Consider the following 17,425-nt stretch of genomic DNA (forward strand, 5'->3'; position numbering starts at 1 on the left):
TTATGCGTCGTCCTTCTTGTCGGCCTCGATCGCGGCATCGACGCGCCGCGACGGGTCGTAGTCCATCGGCTCGAGGTTCACCGTCTCGCCGGCATAGCGCGCCATCCGCGACAGGCTATAGAGCATCAGCATCACCGCCCCGAGCACCGTCAGGAATACGCCGAGATCGAACAGCATGGCAGTGGCCAGCTCGAACTCCTCGAAGGGCGGGATGGTGAAATAGCCGAAGGCACTGGTCAGGAACGGCGCCCCGGCAAGCCAGGCCCCCGCACCGGTCAGCCCGGCGATGATCACGCCCCAGCCGATCATCGCGTGATACTCGAAACGCTTGCGCTCCTGCGTCCAGGCGAAGCCCGAGGCCATGTACTGCATCAGAAGCGCGATCGAAATCACCAGCCCCGAGACGAAGCCGCCGCCGGGCATGTTGTGGCCGCGCAGGAAGATGTAGACCCCGACCAGCGCCGCAATGGGCATCATCACCCTTGTCGCCACCACCATCATCAGCGGGTGCCGGTCGCGTGAACGGTCCGGCGGGAAGGTCCAGTTGCGCAGTCGGCGCGAGGCCGGCCCGTTGAGCAGCGCCTCCATCAGCGCGTAGAGCGTCAGGCCCGCGATGCCGAGCACCACGATCTCGCCATAGGTGTCGTAGCCCCGGAAGTCGACGAGGATCACGTTCACCACGTTGGTGCCGCCGCCGCCCTTGTAGGAATTGGCGAGGTGGTAGTCCGAGATCGAGCTCACGTCGGTCAGCAGGAAGCTGTAGGCCAGCGCCGCGACCGCCGCCCCCGCGATGACGGCGATGACGCCGTCGCGGATGCGCATCGAAAGCGGGCTCTCGAGCGGCGTGTACTTGGGCAGGAAGTGCAGCGCCAAGAGCATCAGCATCACCGTCACCGTGTCGACCGAGATCTGCGTCAGCGCGAGATCCGGCGCCGAGAGATAGACGAAGCCCGCAGAGACCATGAGCCCGACCACGCTCACAAGGATCAGGGTGCGGAAACGGTTGCGATGGGCAAAGACCGTGGCCAGCGTTGCCAGCATGGTCAGCACGAACCCCACGCCGACCAGCGGCGGGACGGGGAGCATCTCGCGGGTCTGCGCCGGCAGCCCGCCACCCCGGAAGGCCGCGAAGCCCAGCAACACCGTCGCCACCACGAAGATCGCGAGATAGCGCGAGATGGCACCGTTATGGGTGCTTTCCACCAGCCAGCGCGCGCCCAGAACGGTGCGTGCAACAACCCGGTCGAACATCGCCTTGGCCTCGGGGCGCGGCGCGCGGATCCAGGCCTTGTCGAGCGGGCGATGCAGCCAGAGCAGGAAGGCGCCGCCGATCACCGCGACGATCGACATGAACAGCGCCGGGTTCACCCCGTGCCAGAGCTTGAGCGAATAGTACGGCAGCTCACCGCCGCCGATCACCGCCGTGCTCGCCGCCGCCACGATCGGGCCGGCGATCAGCGACGGCGCGAGACCGATGGCCACCACCAGCACCGCGAGGAAGCCCGGCGCCAGCAGCATCCCGGTGGGCGGATCATGCGGGTGATGCGGGTAGTCGTCGCGCACCGGGCCAAAGAAGGTGTGGCCGATGAAGCGGAAGGAATAGGCCACCGAGAACAGCGCGCCGGTTGTGGCGAGGATGATGATCGGCCATTTGCCGCCCCACCAGTCGGTATGCGCCACTTCCTCGAGCATCATCTCCTTCGACATGAAGCCGTTGAGCGGCGGGATGCCCGCCATCGACAGCGCCGCCACAACGGCGATCAGCGCCGTGGCAGGCATCAGGCTGGCGAGCCCGCCAAGGCGCTTGATGTCGCGGGTGTGGGTCTCGTGATCGACGATGCCCGCGCTCATGAACAACGCCGCCTTGAAGGTCAGGTGGTTGATGATGTGGAACACCGCCACCACCGCCGCAAGCTTGGTGCCAAGCCCCAGCAGCATGGTCAGCAGGCCGAGATGGCTGACCGTCGAGAACGCCAGCAGCGCCTTGAGGTCGTCCTTGAAGAGCGCGATCAGCGCGCCGATCACCATGGTGATCAGGCCCACGGTCGAGACGATGTAGAACCACTCGTCGGTACCGGCGAGCGCCGGCCACATGCGGGCCATCAGGAACACGCCGGCCTTCACCATCGTGGCCGAGTGCAGGTAGGCCGACACCGGAGTCGGCGCCGCCATCGCGTGCGGCAGCCAGAAATGGAACGGGAACTGCGCCGACTTGGTGAACGCGCCGAGCAGGATCAGGATCAGCGCCGGAAGGTAGTATTCCGAGGCACGGATCTCGTCCCCGTGCTGCAGGATCACCGAAAGATCATAGCTGCCGACGATATTGCCGAGGATCAGCATCCCCGCGATCATCGCAAGCCCCCCTGCCCCGGTCACGGTGAGCGCCATGCGGGCACCTTGACGCCCCTCGGGCAGGTGCTTCCAGTAGCCGATCAGCAGGAAGGACGACAGCGAGGTCAGCTCCCAGAACACCAGCAGCAGCAGGATGTTGTCCGACACCGAAATACCGAGCATCGCGCCCTGAAACAGCAGCAGATAGGTGTAGAACTGCCCCATCGGGTCGTCGCCCGAGAGGTAGAACCGGGCGTAGAGCGTGATCAGCAGACCCATGCCGAGGATCATCCCGGCAAACAGCAGCCCCAGCCCGTCGAGGAAGAAATTGGCGTTCAGGCCAAGCGCCGGCAGCCACTCGATCTTGGCGCTGACGGTGCCGCCCGCCATGACCTCGGGCGCGAGAACGCCAAGGAAGACCAGCGCCAGAATGGTCGGAACCGCGGTGAACATGGCGCATGCATCGCGCCCCGCACGGATCATAAGCCCCGGCACCAAGGCACCGATAAAGGGCAATATCACCATCACGGCCAAAAGTCCGCTGCCTGAAACCATCCCTGTTCCTTCGTCTTCTCCGCCGGGGCCTCTGCGGGCCGATGACGGTTTGCGTTCGCGTTTATTGTCGTACTTTTAGTAGGTATTCTTTCCCACTATTCAATATTTGCGCACAAAAATCGCCCCTTGCAGGGGCCAGTTTTGGCGATTGTTTCGCTTGACGAACCACACCCCTCCGTGATTGCCCGCCTCGTCCATTTGCTGCAGGGTATCGTCATGCGCCTTTTCGATAGAAAAACATGATCGCCAAGCTCGAGATGCTCATCGCCCTTGCCCGCGAGCAGCACTTTGGCCGCGCCGCCGAAAGCCTGGGCATCACCCAGCCGTCGCTCTCCACCGGCATCCGCCAGCTTGAGGAGCAGCTCGGCGTCAAGCTCGTCAGCCGCGGCTCGCGCTTCGGCGGGCTGACGCCCGAGGGTCAGCGCGCATTGATCCGCGCCCGGCAGATCGTCGGCGACACGCGGCGGCTGCGCGACGAGATGCGCGCCTCTCGCGAGGGGCTGGCCGGTCACCTGCGGCTGGCGGTGATCCCCACCGCGCTGACATGGGCCTCGAGGCTCGTTACCGGCTTCACCGCGCGCCATCCGAACGTGAGCTTCACCGTGCTGTCGCGCGCTTCGGCCGAGATCCTGTCGTTGCTTGATGATCTCGAGATCGACGTCGGCATCACCTATCTCGACAACGAGCCGCTGGGACGGGTCACCAGCCGCCCGCTCTATCAGGAAAGCTACACCCTGATCTGCCGCCCCGATCATCCTTTCGCGCAGGGTGGCGCGATCGGCTGGGACGCGCTTGGCGCGGCGCGGCTCTGCCTGCTGACGCCCGACATGCAGAACCGCCGCATCATCAACCGCCATTTCATGGAAGCCGGCATCGGCCCGGCAGCGCTGATCGAATCGAACTCGACGGTGGTGCTGGTCGCCAACGTGCTGCACGGCGACTGGGTCACGATCCTGCCCGATGACCTCGCCCGGTTTCTCTGCGAGGGCAAGCCGCTGGCGGTGGTGCCGCTCAAGAGCGAGGGCGCGGCGCCCGCCGTTGGCCTCATCGCGCCGCACCAGGAGCCCTATACCCCCGTTCTGCAAGCGCTTCTCGACGAAGCCGAGGGCCTGACACGACCCTCGGCTTGATAGTGATAGCCTATCATTCGACGGAACAGCGATATTGATTCACCAATCGTGCATCTGGCAAAACCGGAGAAATCCAAGGGAGGAGAAGCCCGAATGCGCCACTCGCACCCGACATCGGAAGATTTGCAGGCCCTGATCGACGCGCAGATGCCGCTCGAAGGGCCTCTGCTGCCGATCCTGCACGCCATTCAGGAGGCCTATGGCCATGTGCCCGAGGCGGCACTGCCGCTGATCGCCGAGACGCTGAACCTGACGCAGGCCGAGGTGCATGGCGTGATGTCGTTCTACCACGATTTCCGCAAGGCTCCCGCCGGGCGTCACGTGGTCAAGATCTGCCGCGCCGAGGCCTGCCAGTCGATGGGCGCGGGCGCGCTTTCCGATGCGGTTCTCGAGAAGCTCGGCATCGGCTGGGGCGGCACCACGGCAGACGGGCGGGTGACCGTCGAGGCGGTCTATTGCCTTGGGCTCTGTGCCTGCGCACCGGCGGCGATGATCGGAGACCGGCTCATCGGGCGCGCCGACGCCGCCCGCATCGACGCCGAGCTGGAGGGCGCCGCATGAAGATCTGGGTTCCCATGGACAGCGCCGCCAAGGCGCTTGGTGCCGAAGCCGTGGTCGCGGCGATCCGCGCCGAGGCGGACAAGCGCGGCATCGAGGTCGAGATCGCGCGCAACGGCTCGCGCGGGATGATCTGGCTCGAGCCGCTGGTCGAGGTCGAGACGCCGGAGGGCCGCATGGCCTTTGGCCCGATGACCCCGGCGGATGTCTCGGCACTGTTCGAGGACGGTCACGAGAAAGCGCTCGGCCTGACCGATGAGCTCGACTGGATGAAGCGCCAGACGCGCCTGACCTTTGCCCGCTGCGGTCTCACCGATCCGCTGTCGCTGGAACAGTACGAGGCGCATGGCGGCCTTGCGGGCCTGCGTCGCGCCATCGGCATGACGGCCGAGGCGATCATCGACGAGGTCAAGCTCTCGGGCCTGCGAGGCCGCGGGGGCGCGGGCTTCCCCACCGGCATCAAGTGGGACACGGTGCGCATGGCCCATGCGGACCGCAAGTACATCGTCTGCAACGCCGACGAGGGCGACAGCGGCACCTTCGCCGACCGCATGATCATGGAGGGCGACCCGTTCTGCCTGATCGAGGGCATGGCCATCGCCGGCCTCGGCTGCCACGCCGAGAAGGGCTTCGTCTACCTGCGCTCGGAATATCCCGACGCCATCGCGGTGCTGAGCCGCGCCATCGAGATCGCCCGCGCCGCCGGTGTGCTGGGCGCGGATGTGCTGGGCTCGGGGCATGCCTTCGACATGGAGGTGCGCGTCGGCGCCGGGGCTTATGTCTGCGGCGAGGAGACCTCGCTGCTGAACTCGCTCGAGGGCAAGCGCGGCGTGGTCCGCGCCAAGCCGCCGCTGCCGGCGCTCGAGGGCGCCTTCGGCAAGCCCACCGTGGTCAACAACGTGATTTCGCTGGCCACCGTGCCGGTGATCTTCGAGAAGGGCGCCGAGCACTACGCCAATTTCGGCCTCGGACGCTCGAAGGGCACGATCCCGCTGCAGATCGCCGGCAACGTGCGACACGGCGGGCTGTTCGAGACCGCCTTCGGCATGAGCCTCGGCCAGATCGTCGAGGATCTGGGCGGCGGCACCGCCTCGGGCCGCGCGGTCAAGGCGGTGCAGGTCGGCGGGCCTCTGGGCGCCTACCTGAGCCCGGACCAGTTCGACACGCCTTTCGGCTACGAGGAGTTCGACGGACAGGGCGCGCTGATCGGCCATGCGGGCCTCGTGGTGTTTGACGACAGCGCCGACATGCTGGGCATGGCGCGCTTCGCCATGGAGTTCTGCGCCGTGGAGAGCTGCGGCAAGTGCACGCCCTGCCGCATCGGCGCGGTGCGCGGTGTCGAGACGCTCGACCGCATCGCCGCCGGCGATGCTGACGCGATCCCGCTGCTGACCGATCTCTGCGAGACCATGCAGGACGGCTCGCTCTGTGCGCTGGGGGGCTTCACGCCCTACCCCGTGATGTCGGCGCTGCGCCTGTTCCCCGAGGAATTCGGGGCGGTCCGGGAAGCGGCGGAATGAGGGGTTTCGCCTCGCCTTCGGCGAGCCGACCGGTCGGGGGGCCAGCCCCCCGAACCCCCCGAGGTATTTATGAACCAAAGAAGATGCGGGAGGCGTTGAGATGAAGGACTTCATCATTCCCTGGGACGACCGGGACATGGGCACGCCCGCAAAGGCGGGCAAGCCGGTGCATCTGACCATCGACGGAATCGACGTCACCGTCCCCGCGGGGACCTCGGTGATGCGCGCCGCGATGGAGGCCGGGATCAAGGTTCCGAAGCTCTGCGCGACCGACTCCGTGGAGGCCTTCGGCTCCTGCCGGCTCTGCGTGGTGGAGATCGAGGGGCGGCGCGGCACGCCGGCCTCCTGCACCACGCCGGTGCATGCCGGGATGAAAGTGCACACCCAGTCCTCCAAGGTAAAGAAGATCCGCAAGGGGGTGATGGAGCTCTATGTCTCGGATCACCCGCTCGACTGCCTGACCTGCGCCGCCAACGGCGATTGCGAGTTGCAGGACATGGCCGGCATGGTCGGTCTGCGCGACATGCGCTACACGCCCGGCGAGAACCATTACGACCCCTCCGGCACCGGCGCCCGCAGCCAGGCCGAGGCGCGGCTGCGCATGCCCGAGGGCGAGGCCAACCCGCGCTACCTGCCGAAGGACGAGAGCAACCCGTATTTCACCTACGATCCCTCCAAGTGCATCGTCTGCTCGCGCTGCGTGCGGGCCTGCGAGGAGGTGCAGGGCACCTTCGCGCTGACCATCGAGGGGCGCGGCTTCGAGAGCCGGGTCTCGGCCGGGGCCTCTGGCGACGATTTCCTCAGCTCCGATTGCGTCAGTTGCGGCGCCTGCGTGCAGGCCTGCCCCACCGCCACGCTGCAGGAGAAGAGCGTCGCCGAGCTTGGCACGCCCGACCGCGAGGTCGTCACCACCTGCGCCTATTGCGGCGTCGGCTGTTCGTTCAAGGCCGAGCTCAACGGCGACCAGCTGGTGCGCATGACGCCGTGGAAGCACGGCAAGGCCAATCGCGGGCATTCCTGCGTCAAGGGCCGCTTCGCCTACGGCTATGCCGAGCACCCCGACCGCATCCTCAACCCGATGATCCGCGACAGCATCGACGAGCCGTGGCGCGAGGTGAGCTGGCCAGAGGCGCTTGCCTTTGCCGCCCAGCGCATGACCGGCATCCGTGAAAAATACGGCCGCCGCAGCCTCGGCGTCATCACCTCGAGCCGCTGCACCAACGAGGAGACCTACCTCGTGCAGAAGCTCACGCGGGCGGTGTTCCTCAACAACAACACCGACACCTGTGCGCGGGTCTGCCATTCGCCCACCGGCTACGGGCTGGGCCAGACCTTCGGCACCTCTGCCGGCACGCAGGATTTCGACAGCGTCGAGAAGGTGGACGTGGCGCTGGTCATCGGCGCCAACCCGACCGACGGCCACCCGGTCTTTGCCTCGCGGCTGAAGAAGCGGCTGCGCGAGGGCGCCAAGCTCATCGTCATCGACCCGCGCCGCATCGACATGGTGAAGTCGGCCCACATTGAAGCCGCGCATCACCTGCCGCTGACCCCGGGCACCAACGTGGCCGTGGTCACCGCGCTGGGGCACGTGATCGTCACCGAAGGGCTCTATGACGAGGCCTTCATCCGCGAGCGCTGCGACTGGGACGAGTTTCAGGCCTTCGCCGAGTTCGTGTCGGACAAGCGTCATGCGCCGGAATCCACCGCGCTGCTCACCGGTGTCAACGCGCAGGAGCTGCGGGCGGCGGCACGGCTCTTTGCCACGGGCGGCAACGGGGCGATCTATTACGGGCTGGGCGTGACCGAGCACAGCCAGGGCTCGACCACCGTGATGGCGCTGGCCAACCTCGCCATGATGACCGGCAATATCGGCCGCGAGGGCGTGGGCGTGAACCCGCTGCGCGGCCAGAACAACGTGCAGGGCTCGTGCGACATGGGCTCCTTCCCGCACGAACTGCCGGGCTATCGGCACGTCAAACTGCCCGAGGTCCGCAAGGTTTTCGAAGACGCCTGGGGCGTGGAGATCGACCCCGAGCCCGGCCTGCGCATTCCCAACATGCTCGACGCCGCGGTCGAGGGCACCTTCAAGGGGCTTTACTGCCAGGGCGAGGACATCCTGCAATCGGATCCCGACACCCGCCACGTGGCGGCGGGGCTTGCCGCGATGGAGTGTGTCATCGTGCATGACCTCTTCCTCAACGAGACCGCGAACTACGCCCATGTCTTCCTGCCCGGCTCGTCCTTCCTCGAGAAGAACGGCACCTTCACCAATGCCGAGCGCCGCATCAACCGCGTGCGCAAGGTGATGGCGCCCAAGAACGGCTACGAGGACTGGGAGGTGACCCAGATGCTCGCCAACGCCATGGGCGCGGGCTGGGCCTATACCCACCCCGAGCAGATCATGGCCGAGATCGCCGCCACCACGCCGAGCTTTGCCAACGTGACCTACGACCTGCTCGAGCAGAAGGGCTCGGTGCAGTGGCCCTGCAACGAGGAGCACCCCGAGGGCACGCCGATGATGCACGTGGATGGCTTCATGCGCGGCAAGGGGCGGTTCATCGTCACCGAGTACGTGGCCACCGCCGAGCGCTCGGGCCCACGCTTCCCGCTGCTGCTCACCACCGGGCGGATCCTGTCGCAGTACAACGTGGGCGCGCAGACCCGGCGCACCTCGAACAGCGTCTGGCACGAGCAGGACCTGCTCGAGATCCATCCCCACGATGCCGAGAACCGCGGTCTCAAGGATGGCGACTGGATCAAGCTCGCCAGCCGCTCGGGCGAGACGACGCTGAAGGCGTCGGTCACCGACAAGATGAGCCCGGGCGTGGTCTATACCACCTTCCACCACCCCGACACGCAGGCCAACGTGGTCACCACCGACTATTCCGACTGGGCGACCAACTGCCCGGAATACAAGGTGACCGCGGTGCAGGTCTCGCCCAGCAACGGCCCGACCGACTGGCAAGAGGATTACGCCGCGCAGGCCGAGCGCTCGCGGCGCATCCTTCCGGCGGCGGAATGAGCCGGCTGAGCGCCAGCAGGCCCGGGGTGGCGGTGCATCGCGAGGGGACGCGCTCGGTCGTGCGCTCCCTGCCAGAGGAGGTGCCGGTGGCGATGGTGTTCGACGGCACCACGCAGGCGGTGATGATGGCAACCCCGGCGGAGATCGCCGATTTCGCCTATGGTTTCGCGCTGAGCGAGGGCATCATCGCCCACCCCGGCGAGGTGGCCGAGTTCGAGGCGGTGACCCACGCGCGCGGCATCGAGGCGCGGTTCTGGCTGCATGAGGCGCCCGGGCGCGACCTCAGGGAGCGTCAGCGCAGCATGATGGGGCCGACGGGATGCGGGCTCTGCGGAATCGACAGCCTCGATCAGGCGCTGCGCCCCCTGCCCCGGCTGCCCGAGGGTGGCCCGTGCCTTACCCGAGCCGAGGTGGCGCGCGCCACCGACGCGCTGCGCGGCCACCAGCCGCTGCACGATCAGACCCGGGCGGTGCACGCAGCAGGCTTCCTGCTACCGGGCAAGGGCATCGTCATGGCGCGCGAGGATGTTGGGCGGCACAACGCGCTCGACAAGCTGATCGGCGCGCTGGCGCGGCAGGACATGGACGCCTCTGAGGGCGCGGTGGTGCTGACCAGCCGCGTCTCGGTGGACATGGTGCAGAAGACCGTGCTGGCCCGCTGCCCGATCCTGATCGCCGTCTCCGCCCCCACCGCGCTGGCGCTGAGCATGGCCGAGGACGCCCACCTCACGCTGGCCGCCTTTGCCCGTGGTGGCGGCTTCGATCTTTACGCCGCGCCCGAGCGCATCGTCGATGGAGCATCCCATGTCGCCTGAAAAGATGGTCATGATGGCCAACCAGATCGCCACCTTCTTCGCCACCCAGCCGGGCGATGACGGCGCCACCGGCGTGGCGACCCACATCAACGATTTCTGGGAGCCCCGGATGCGCGCGCAACTGCTCGACCATGTCGAGGCCGGCGGCGCGGGCTTGCACGAGCTGGTCATCGCGGCGGTGCCGGAAATCCGGGTGCCGGCCGAGAAAGCTTGATCCGGCGCAAGTCACGGCTGCCGCAAAGCCGCTAGACTCGCGGCCATGGAGGATCCCCCATGGCCCAGCTCGCCTATCGCGCGGAGGCTCTGACACGCACCTATGGTGAGGGTGCCTCGGCGGTGCATGCGCTGCGCGGGGTCGATCTTGAACTGCCCGCAGGCGAGGTCGTGGTGCTGCTCGGCCCCTCGGGCAGCGGCAAGTCGACGCTTCTGAATATCCTTGGCGGGCTCGACCGGCCAAGCTCGGGCCGGGCGTGGTTCCGCGAGCACGAGCTGACCGCGATGAGCGACCGCCAGCTCACCCGCTACCGGCGCGACCATCTCGGCTTCATCTTCCAGTTCTACAACCTCATGCCCTCGCTCACCGCCGAGGAGAATGTCGAGCTGGTGACCGAGATCGCCCGCGACCCGATGACCCCGGCCGAGGCGCTGGCGCTGGTCGGGCTCGAGGGCCGGCGCGGGCATTTCCCAAGCCAGATGTCGGGCGGCGAGCAGCAGCGCGTCGCCATCGCCCGCGCTGTCGCCAAGCAGCCAGACGTTCTGCTTTGCGACGAGCCCACCGGCGCGCTCGACAGCACCACAGGGCGCGAGGTGCTGGGCGTGCTGCAGCATCTCAACCAGAGCCTCGGCACCACGGTGATGATCGTCACCCACGCCGCCGCCACCGCCGCCATGGCCGACCGGGTGATCCGCTTCGCCGATGGCGCCATCCGCTCGGTCGAGACCAACGCCAGCAAGCTCAGGGCGGAGGAGATCGAATGGTAGGCCCGCTCGATCGTAAGCTGATCCGCGACCTGTGGCGGATGAAGGGGCAGGCCGTCGCCATTGCCGTGGTGATGGCGCTCGGTGTGATGATGCAGGTGATGATGTCGGGGCTGGTAAGCTCGCTCGACGAGACCCGGCGCGGCTATTACGAGCGCTACCGGCTGGCCGATATCGTGGCGCCTGTGACCCGCGCGCCGAACCACGTGCTGCACCAGATCGCGGCGCTTCCGGGAGTCGGCGCGGTCGAAGGCCGGGTCAGCGGCGCGGCGCTGATCGATCTGGCCGGACAGGCGGTGCCGCTGCAGGCGCAGGCGCTGTCGTTGCCCTATGAGGGCGATACCGCGCTCAACGCCATCCGGCTCGAAGCCGGGCGGCTGTTCGAGCGCGGGCGGCCCGACGAGGCGGTGCTGCTCGACAGTTTCGCCGCCGCCCACGGGCTGCGGCCCGGCGACACGCTCAGTGCCACCATGAACGGCGCGCTGCGCGCGTTCCGCATCACCGGGCTCGCCCGCGCACCGGAGTTTCTCTACACCGCCGCGCCGGGCGAAATGGTCCCCGATGACAGCCGCTTCGGCGTGCTATGGCTGTCGCCCGCCACCATGGAGGCGGCCTTCGACATGGACGGCGCCTTCAATCAGGCGCTGGTCGGGCTGGCGCGCGGCGCCGAAGAAGCCCCGGTGATCGACGCCATAGACCGGCTGCTCGACCGTTACGGTGCCACCGGAGCCTTCGGACGCGAGGACATGTTCTCGAACCGCTTCGTCTCGGAAGAGATCGACGGTCTGCGCGACAGCGCCCGCGCCATCCCGCCGATCTTCATGGCCGTCGCCGCCTTCCTGCTCAACATCGTCATCGCCCGCATGGTGCAGGCCGAGCGCGAGGAGATCGGCCTGCTGAAGGCGTTCGGCTACCGCTCCGGCGAGATCGGGCTGCACTACCTCAAGCTGGTGCTGGCCATCGCGCTGCTGGGGGCGCTGCTGGGCTGCCTGCTGGGGGTCGCGGCGGGGCGCGGGATGGTCGGGCTCTACCTGCAGTTCTTCAAGTTTCCCTTCCTCGTGTTCCGGCTGGAACCGGCGGCCTTCGCCATCGGCATCGCAGTGAGCGTGCTTGCCGCGACCGCCGGTGGCGCCATCGTGCTGCGCCGGATCTTCGCCCTCGACCCGGCCGAGGCGATGCGCCCGCCGGCGCCTGCCGACTATGCCAGCGCCGGGCGCTGGCGCGGGCTCACCGCCTGGCTCGACCAGCCCTCGCGCATGGTGCTGCGGCGCTTCACCCGGACGCCCTTCCGCATGGCCGGCGCCATCATCGGCATCACCTGCGGCATGGCGTTGTCGGTTGGGATGATCACCATCCACGCCGGTTTCGCCCATGCCATCGAGCTGAGTTTCGAGGTGATGGACCGGTCCGAGGCGCAGGTGACCTTCACCCACGCAGTCTCGGACAAGGTGCTGTTCGAGCTGAAAAGCCACCCCGGCATCACCCGCGTCGAGGGCCGCCGCGACGTGCCGGTGATCCTGCGCAACGGGCGCCAGAGCCATCGCGGCAGCATCACCGCCCTGCCCCACGACCCGGTGCTCTACCGCGCCCTGACGCCGGGCCTCGCGCCGATCCCGATGCGCGACGAGGGCCTGGTCCTGAGCCGGGCACTGGCCAACAAGCTCGACCTCGCCGTTGGCCAGAGCCTCACGGTGGAGGTGCGCGAAGGGGCGCAGCCGGTGCTCGACCTGCCGGTGGCGGCGATCTCGGACACGGTGCTGGGCGCGCCGGCCTACATGGCGCTCGACGGGCTCAACCGTGCGCTTGGCGAGCCCGGGCGGGTCTCGGGCGCGGCGCTGCTGCTCGACGAGGCCGAGGCGGGTGCGGTCTATGTCTGGCTCAAGGATCTGCCGACGGTCGCGGGGGTGAGCCTGAAGCACGAGCAGCGCGTCGCCTTCGAGGAGTTGATGGACCAGGGCGCCGGCTGGACCCGGTTCATCATGTCGGCCATCGCCTTCGTGATCACCTTCGGCATCGTCTACAACGCCGCCCGAATCGCGCTGGCCGAGCGGCTGCGCGATCTCGCCTCGCTGCGGGTGATCGGCTTCTCGCGCGGTGAGGCCGCCTACGTGCTGCTGGGCGAGCTTGGCATCGTGACGCTGCTGGCGCTGCCGCTCGGCGCAGCGCTTGGCGCCGGGCTCTCCCACCTGCTCGCCGCGGCCTATTCCTCCGAGATCTACACCATCCCAGTGGTGTTCCACGCCACCACCTTCGGCAGCGCCGCGCTGGTGGTGATCGGCGGCGCGCTGGTCTCGGGACTTCTGGTGAAACGCGACGTCGACCGGGCCGATCTGGTCACGGCGCTCAAGACACGGGATTGATGACATGGCAGACACCCGCAACCGCACCCGCCTGATCCTGTGGAGCCTGATCGTGCTGTTGCTCGGCGGCGCGCTGGTGGCGGCGTTCTGGCCGCGCCCGGCGCTTGTCGACCTTGGCGAGGTCACGCGCGGGCCGCTCACCGTCACCATCGACGAGGAGGGCCGCACGCAGGTGCATGACGTCTACATCGTCTCGACCCCGGTGGCGGGCCGCCTGCTGCGGGTCGGCGCGATCGCCGGCGACGCGGTCGAGCAGGGCCAGACCGTGGCGCATATGCGCCCGGTGAATCCCGATGCGCTCGACGTGCGCACCCGCGAGCAGGCAATGGCGCTGCTCGACGCTGCCAAGGCGGCACTCAAGGTGGCCGAGGCCGAGGTCAACGCCGCCGCCGCCAATGCCGATCTCACCGAGGCCGATTTCCAGCGCAGCGAGGCACTGGCGGCGCGCGGCGCGGTCAGCACCGCCGCGCTCGACCGGGCACGTTCGGAAGCGCGCTCCGCGGCGGCACAGCTCGAAACCGCCAAGGCCGCCGTTTCGATGCGCGAAGCCGAGCTGGCCAACGCCCGCGCCCAGCTCATCAGCTTCGAGGATCTTGGGCTGGCGGCGGCGGTGGCGGGCAACCACGCCAACGACATCTCGCTGGTGGCGCCGATCTCCGGGCGCATCCTTCGGGTGCTGCAACAGAGCGAGACCATCCTCGGCGCCGGCAGCGCGGTGCTCGAGATCGGCGATATCGCGACAGATCTCGAGATCGTGGTCGAGCTGATCTCCTCGGATGCGGTGCAGGTGAGCCTTGGCGACCGGGTGATGATCGACGATTGGGGCGGCGATGCGGTGCTCGATGGCGAGGTCACCCGGATCGCGCCGCAGGGCCTTACCAAGGTCTCGGCGCTGGGGGTCGAGGAGCAGCGCGTCGAGGTCACGGTGCGCTTCAGCGGCCCCCCCGAGGAGCGCTCTGGCCTCGGGCACGGCTACCGCGTGGTGACGCGGATCGTGGTCTGGGAAGAGGCCGACACGTTGCAGCTGCCGCAGAGCGCGCTGTTCCGGCAGGACGGCGGCTGGGCGGTGCTGCGCGCCCGCGACGGGCGGGCCGAACAGGTGCCGGTGGACCTGGGGCCGGGAAATGGCAGTGCCGCGCAGGTGCTCTCTGGGCTCGACGCGGGCGACCAGGTGGTGCTCTACCCCGCCGCCGATCTGGCCGATGGCGCCCGGATCGCGCCCCGCAGCGCGGAGTGAGGGATCAGCTCGCCAGCATCTTGAGGCCCTGCGTCACGTCCGAGCGCACCGCGAGCCGCAGCCCCGGCTCGTCGCCGGCCTTGAGGGCTGCGATGATCAGGCGATGGAACTGCGGCGCCTCGGAACGGCGCAAGCGTCCGTAAAGCGCGCGCATCGTGGGGCCGAGCTGCAGCCAGACGGTTTCGGCCATGGCCAGCATCGCCGGGGCCTGCGCCCGCAGGTAGAGGGTGCGGTGGAACTCGAGATTGGAGCGGATATAGCCCACCGCGTCGCGGTCGCGCACCACCTCGGCGATGGTGCCATTAATGGTCTGCAGCCGGTCGATCAGCGCGATGTGCGCGCGCGGCAGCGCCCGCGAGGCCAGCTCGACCTCGATCAGCGAGCGCAGCGCCGCCAGCTCCTCGATTCGCTCGTTCGACAGCTCCGGGGTCTGCACCCGTCCCGAGGAGGACATGCTGAGCGCGCCCTCGGCCACCAGCCGCCGCACCGCCTCGCGCGCCGGGGTCATCGAGACCTCGAACTCCTTGCCGATGCCGCGCAAGGTCAGCGCCTCTCCGGGCGCGATCTGGCCCAGCATGATGCGGGTGCGCAGGCCGCGATAGACGCGGTCATGGGCGGAAGAGACGATTTCGGTGGGGCGGGTGGCTGGGTTCATGATCCGCGCAATGTGATCACAAATCGCGATGCCGTCAATCGCCCTCGTGCGCTGGCAGTCCGGTCAGTCGCCAAAGCGGTAGCGGTGCAGGCTGCCGCCCTCGTCGTGCAGCCAGCGCCGCTGCGGGCGCCAGTCGCCGTAGAGCGCCTCGACCGTGTTCCAGAATGCCTTGGAGTGGTTCATCTCGGCCAGGTGCGAGACCTCGTGCGCGGCGACGTAGTCGAGCACGTCGCGCGGCGCGAGAATGAGCCGCCAGCTGTACATCAGCGCGCCTTGCGAGGTGCACGAGCCCCAGCGCGAGCGCGTGTCGCGCAGGGTGAGTCGGGTATAGGGCCTCCCCAGCCTTGCGGCGTAACGGTCCGAGGCCTCGGCCAGCCGCTCGCGCGCCAGCGTGCGCAACCAGCCCTGCAGCCGCGCGGCGACACGTTCCTCGGGGCCTGGCACTTCTACGCAGATCTCGCCCAGAATCACGCTGCGCCCGCCGCCGGGACGGATCTCGCGCATAACGCCCTCGATGGGCAGCACCGCGCCAAGCTCGATACGCGCGTCGTCGCCGCGCGCCGCGAGATGCCCCCTGAGCCACGCCTCCTTCTCGCGCAGGAAGCCCACCGCCTCGCGCTCAGGGACCCGGCGCGGAAGCGTCAGCGTGACCCGTCCGTCGATCTGACTGAGCCGCAGCGACAGGCGCCGTGCCTGCGCCGAACGGCGCAGGGTCACCGCGATCGGCGGGTTGCCAGGAAGTGTGATCTGCCCCATATGCTCTGCCTCGGATGCAATACGGCCAAAGCCTTTGACACCGCTTCCCTGATATGGCAGAGGGCGCGGATTGTCGACATGACCGGACAGGATGAAAGGGATCTCCCATGCCCAAGGAAGAATGGGGTACGAAGCGCGTGTGCCCGACCACCGGCAAGCGTTTCTACGACCTGAACAAGGACCCGATCGTCAGCCCCTATACGGGCGAGGTGCTCGAGCTGGACACCGGCAAGCGCACGATGCTCGTCGCGGACGCGGCCGATGGCGCGAAGCGCAAGCCCGACGCTGAGAACGACGAAAGCGATGACCTGCTGGATGATGATGTCGAGGTCGATCTCGACGATGATGATGTGCTCGAGGACGACGATGACGACAACGTCTCGCTCGACGACATCACCGATGTGGCCAGCGAAGACGACGAGAGCTGAGGCTCGAAAGTTTTTCGTCGCGGGCGGTGATTTTTTCCCTTGAACCCGCCCGCGGCTTTGCGTAGATCACGCCGCACGACGCCGAGAGCGTCACACAAGATGGGGCCTTAGCTCAGCTGGGAGAGCGCTTGCATGGCATGCAAGAGGTCAGGGGTTCGATCCCCCTAGGCTCCACCATCTACCTTTTGAAAAGCACCAGATAGTTCGGCCTTTCTCGTCAGAGGATTTGCCTCTGCCGCGCAGACGGGTGCTGTTTTCCCTACGAAAATTCTTGCTGCTTTGATACGCGCCCGTGGCGTGTTGATCGCTTCGCAGCGCTTTCTCCTGTCAAATCCGAGGATGGCCCATGAGCGACCATTTCTTCGTCGTGACGGGCGGCCCTGGTGCGGGCAAGACCAGCCTGATCACCGAACTCGCCCGCCGTGGCTTTCATACGATTCCCGAAACCGGCCGCGCGGTCATTCGCGAGGAGATGGCGCGCGGCGGAGATGCACTCCCCTGGGCGGATCGCATGGCCTATGCCGAACGGATGCTGGAGCGGGACCTGCGCGCTTACGAGGACGCTCAGGCCCTCTCAAGCCCCGTAATCTTCGATCGCGGCACTCCCGACATTCTGGGCTACCTGACCCTCTGCGGCCTCCCCGTGCCACCCCACGTCGCTGCAGCGGCCAAGGCAACCCGCTACAACGCCCGCATCTTCCTAGCGCCGTTCTGGGACGATATCTTCACGCAGGACGCCGAGCGCAAGCAGACCCGCGCCGAGGCCGAAGCGACAGGTGCCGTCATGCGCGACACCTACACCGCGCTCGGTTACGAGATCACAGAGCTGCCGCGCACCGACATCGTAACACGCGCCGACTTTGTTTGTGCGCAGCGAGTCAACTGACCGTAATCGCGAGATGCCCTGGCAAAACTGCTGAACCGGACAAACCGCATGGTCCCTCCCGCCTCCCGCTGCCTGGATAGTGCCCCACGGCATGGTGTAGGAGCGTCGACCTTCGGAGAGGTCCGGGCCTGATCAGGATGCCACTGCGGGCAGCCTGACGGTTGGATTGTCGGTGACGCGGGCCAAGGTTTCAA

General features: G+C 67.8%; 14 protein-coding genes and 1 tRNA gene. 12 read left to right on the forward strand and 3 right to left on the reverse strand.

Annotated features, from left to right (window positions below; translation table 11 throughout):
- Complete coding sequence (locus JF542_RS21230; RefSeq protein WP_207077326.1) at positions 1-2,886, reverse strand: monovalent cation/H+ antiporter subunit A; 2,886 nt, start codon at positions 2,884-2,886, stop codon at positions 1-3.
- A gap of 239 nt (positions 2,887-3,125) precedes the next feature.
- On the opposite strand from JF542_RS21230, the gene JF542_RS21235 reads away from it, so the two are divergent.
- From JF542_RS21235 to JF542_RS21275, 9 genes are all read left to right on the forward strand, one after another.
- A complete protein-coding gene (locus JF542_RS21235; protein ID WP_207077327.1) occupies positions 3,126-4,016 on the forward strand; it encodes a LysR family transcriptional regulator in 891 nt (296 codons plus the stop codon).
- A gap of 93 nt (positions 4,017-4,109) precedes the next feature.
- Complete coding sequence (locus tag JF542_RS21240) at positions 4,110-4,577, forward strand: formate dehydrogenase subunit gamma (RefSeq protein WP_007796966.1); 468 nt, start codon at positions 4,110-4,112, stop codon at positions 4,575-4,577.
- Complete coding sequence (locus JF542_RS21245) at positions 4,574-6,094, forward strand: formate dehydrogenase beta subunit (RefSeq protein ID WP_207077328.1); 1,521 nt, start codon at positions 4,574-4,576, stop codon at positions 6,092-6,094. Before JF542_RS21240 ends, JF542_RS21245 begins: the two co-directional genes overlap by 4 nt.
- 100 nt (positions 6,095-6,194) lie before the next feature.
- On the forward strand, positions 6,195-9,116 hold the full coding sequence (gene fdhF, locus JF542_RS21250) for a formate dehydrogenase subunit alpha (RefSeq protein WP_207077329.1): 2,922 nt from the start codon (positions 6,195-6,197) through the stop codon (positions 9,114-9,116).
- Complete coding sequence (fdhD, locus tag JF542_RS21255) at positions 9,113-9,931, forward strand: formate dehydrogenase accessory sulfurtransferase FdhD (RefSeq protein WP_207077330.1); 819 nt, start codon at positions 9,113-9,115, stop codon at positions 9,929-9,931. The genes fdhF and fdhD overlap by 4 nt, the downstream gene beginning before the upstream one ends.
- Positions 9,921-10,145, forward strand: coding sequence for a formate dehydrogenase subunit delta (locus JF542_RS21260; RefSeq protein ID WP_007796975.1), 225 nt, complete (start codon positions 9,921-9,923; stop codon positions 10,143-10,145). The genes fdhD and JF542_RS21260 overlap by 11 nt, the downstream gene beginning before the upstream one ends.
- Before the next feature lie 59 nt (positions 10,146-10,204).
- The gene (locus tag JF542_RS21265) at positions 10,205-10,912 is read left to right on the forward strand and encodes an ABC transporter ATP-binding protein (RefSeq protein ID WP_207077331.1); all 708 of its coding nucleotides are present in this window, start codon (positions 10,205-10,207) and stop codon (positions 10,910-10,912) included.
- Positions 10,906-13,269, forward strand: a complete 2,364-nt coding sequence (locus tag JF542_RS21270; protein WP_207077332.1) for an ABC transporter permease — start codon at positions 10,906-10,908, stop codon at positions 13,267-13,269. Before JF542_RS21265 ends, JF542_RS21270 begins: the two co-directional genes overlap by 7 nt.
- A gap of 4 nt (positions 13,270-13,273) precedes the next feature.
- The gene (locus JF542_RS21275; protein WP_207077333.1) at positions 13,274-14,506 is read left to right on the forward strand and encodes an efflux RND transporter periplasmic adaptor subunit; all 1,233 of its coding nucleotides are present in this window, start codon (positions 13,274-13,276) and stop codon (positions 14,504-14,506) included.
- A gap of 4 nt (positions 14,507-14,510) precedes the next feature.
- On the opposite strand, the gene JF542_RS21280 is transcribed toward JF542_RS21275, so the two are convergent.
- Positions 14,511-15,161, reverse strand: a complete 651-nt coding sequence (locus JF542_RS21280) for a GntR family transcriptional regulator (RefSeq protein WP_007796988.1) — start codon at positions 15,159-15,161, stop codon at positions 14,511-14,513.
- 63 nt (positions 15,162-15,224) lie between these two features.
- Complete coding sequence (locus JF542_RS21285) at positions 15,225-15,917, reverse strand: M48 family metallopeptidase (RefSeq protein ID WP_207077334.1); 693 nt, start codon at positions 15,915-15,917, stop codon at positions 15,225-15,227.
- A gap of 107 nt (positions 15,918-16,024) precedes the next feature.
- On the opposite strand from JF542_RS21285, the gene JF542_RS21290 reads away from it, so the two are divergent.
- The 3 genes from JF542_RS21290 (at position 16,025) to JF542_RS21300 (ending at position 17,231) form a co-directional block, all read left to right on the forward strand.
- Positions 16,025-16,345: a TIGR02300 family protein gene (locus tag JF542_RS21290; RefSeq protein ID WP_007796995.1), complete on the forward strand. Its 321-nt coding sequence runs from the start codon at positions 16,025-16,027 to the stop codon at positions 16,343-16,345.
- A 101-nt stretch (positions 16,346-16,446) separates the two neighbouring features.
- A tRNA-Ala gene (locus JF542_RS21295) sits at positions 16,447-16,522 on the forward strand.
- Positions 16,523-16,691: 169 nt separating this feature from the next.
- Positions 16,692-17,231, forward strand: a complete 540-nt coding sequence (locus JF542_RS21300; protein WP_207077335.1) for an AAA family ATPase — start codon at positions 16,692-16,694, stop codon at positions 17,229-17,231.
- Positions 17,232-17,425 lie beyond the last annotated feature (194 nt).

Origin of the sequence: Salipiger bermudensis, from assembly GCF_017309175.1 — a bacterium.
Lineage (GTDB): Bacteria > Pseudomonadota > Alphaproteobacteria > Rhodobacterales > Rhodobacteraceae > Salipiger > Salipiger bermudensis.

What these genes read in the sequence shown, in the direction of transcription:
- JF542_RS21230 (WP_207077326.1), bottom strand. Translation starts at nt 2,886, where the DNA reads ATGGTTTCAGGCAGCGGACTTTTGGCCGTGATGGTGATATTGCCCTTT.
- JF542_RS21235 (WP_207077327.1), top strand. Translation starts at nt 3,126, where the DNA reads ATGATCGCCAAGCTCGAGATGCTCATCGCCCTTGCCCGCGAGCAGCAC.
- JF542_RS21240 (WP_007796966.1), top strand. Translation starts at nt 4,110, where the DNA reads ATGCGCCACTCGCACCCGACATCGGAAGATTTGCAGGCCCTGATCGAC.
- JF542_RS21245 (WP_207077328.1), top strand. Translation starts at nt 4,574, where the DNA reads ATGAAGATCTGGGTTCCCATGGACAGCGCCGCCAAGGCGCTTGGTGCC.
- fdhF (WP_207077329.1), top strand. Translation starts at nt 6,195, where the DNA reads ATGAAGGACTTCATCATTCCCTGGGACGACCGGGACATGGGCACGCCC.
- fdhD (WP_207077330.1), top strand. Translation starts at nt 9,113, where the DNA reads ATGAGCCGGCTGAGCGCCAGCAGGCCCGGGGTGGCGGTGCATCGCGAG.
- JF542_RS21260 (WP_007796975.1), top strand. Translation starts at nt 9,921, where the DNA reads ATGTCGCCTGAAAAGATGGTCATGATGGCCAACCAGATCGCCACCTTC.
- JF542_RS21265 (WP_207077331.1), top strand. Translation starts at nt 10,205, where the DNA reads ATGGCCCAGCTCGCCTATCGCGCGGAGGCTCTGACACGCACCTATGGT.
- JF542_RS21270 (WP_207077332.1), top strand. Translation starts at nt 10,906, where the DNA reads ATGGTAGGCCCGCTCGATCGTAAGCTGATCCGCGACCTGTGGCGGATG.
- JF542_RS21275 (WP_207077333.1), top strand. Translation starts at nt 13,274, where the DNA reads ATGGCAGACACCCGCAACCGCACCCGCCTGATCCTGTGGAGCCTGATC.
- JF542_RS21280 (WP_007796988.1), bottom strand. Translation starts at nt 15,161, where the DNA reads ATGAACCCAGCCACCCGCCCCACCGAAATCGTCTCTTCCGCCCATGAC.
- JF542_RS21285 (WP_207077334.1), bottom strand. Translation starts at nt 15,917, where the DNA reads ATGGGGCAGATCACACTTCCTGGCAACCCGCCGATCGCGGTGACCCTG.
- JF542_RS21290 (WP_007796995.1), top strand. Translation starts at nt 16,025, where the DNA reads ATGCCCAAGGAAGAATGGGGTACGAAGCGCGTGTGCCCGACCACCGGC.
- JF542_RS21300 (WP_207077335.1), top strand. Translation starts at nt 16,692, where the DNA reads ATGAGCGACCATTTCTTCGTCGTGACGGGCGGCCCTGGTGCGGGCAAG.